This is a genomic window from Sphaerochaeta sp. S2 (genome assembly GCF_016406725.1).
In the GTDB taxonomy this organism is placed as follows: Bacteria; Spirochaetota; Spirochaetia; order Sphaerochaetales; family Sphaerochaetaceae; genus Sphaerochaeta.
The window spans coordinates 1-1094 of record NZ_JAEKNT010000285.1 but is presented as its reverse complement, the minus strand read 5'-3'; the positions used below and the strand labels follow the sequence as shown (position 1 = coordinate 1094).

General features: G+C 39.9%; 2 protein-coding genes. Both read left to right on the top strand.

Annotated elements, in window-relative coordinates; translation table 11 throughout:
- Positions 1-796: CaiB/BaiF CoA-transferase family protein (locus JF818_RS08370; RefSeq protein ID WP_198891562.1), on the top strand; the 796-nt coding region annotated here is incomplete at its 5' end.
- A gap of 9 nt (positions 797-805) precedes the next feature.
- Positions 806-1094 (top strand): XdhC family protein (locus JF818_RS08365; protein ID WP_198891561.1); only part of this gene is annotated, 289 nt, incomplete at its 3' end.

Here is a 1094-nt window from a genome sequence, read left to right as displayed (position 1 = left end):
GTATAGCACCAAGCCAGCCTATGATGGGGTGGTACAAGCAATGGGTGGAATTATGAGTATCACTGGTCAAAAGGGTGGCGAACCGACTCGAGTAGGTCCATCAATTGGTGATATAGCTGCAGGCTTATTCACTGCGATTGGTGTTTTAGCAGCTTTAAATCATAGAAACCTAACAGATGTCGGTCAAAAGGTTGATGTTGCAATGCTGGATTGTCAAGTTGCAATGCTTGAGAATGCAATTGCAAGATATGTTGTGACAAAAGAAGTTCCAAAGCCAGCTGGTAATAGACACACCTCAATAGTACCATTTGAACCATTCGATACAGCAGATTCTAAAATCGTTGTCGCTGCTGGAAATGATGGTATTTGGAAGAGATTCTGTGCAGTAGCTGATTTAAATGATATAGTAGATGATGAGAAATATGCAACGAACCCAGAACGAAACAAGAATTATGATTCTTTACGTCCATTGATTGCAGAAAAGCTTTTGCAAAAGAGTACTGATGAATGGGGTAAAATTCTGGATGATGCAGGTGTACCTAACGGACCAATCAACCATGTTGATAAGGTACTGACAAATGAGCAGGTTTTAGCAAGGGATATGATTGTAGAAGTGGAACACCCTATTGCAGGATCTCTTAAGATGCCTGGCGTTGCAATAAAACTAAGTGAAACACCAGGTTCGATTGAAAAATGTGCACCGCTTCTAGGTGAGCATAATAAAGAACTCTTAAAGGAATTCTTTAATTATTCCAATGAGGAAGTTGAAAAACTAGAAGCTGAAGGTGTCTTATAGGAGGATTATATGGATATTCTACTCATTAAACATCTAAACGAATTAATTGAGAAAAGAGAAGAAGTAGCATTGGTTACAGTTACAAATAAGGCCGGAAGTGGCCCTAGAGGCAGTGGTAGTATGATGCTGGTTGATAAGGATGGGCAATTACTCTATGGTACAATTGGTGGCGGTGGTGTAGAGGAACAAGCTAAAAAAGACGCCGCTATTTGTATTAAGAATAACGAATCAAAAGCTTTGCATTATGAACTGACGCTTAAGGACACAAAGGATTCGCTACATATGGCATGTGGTGGTG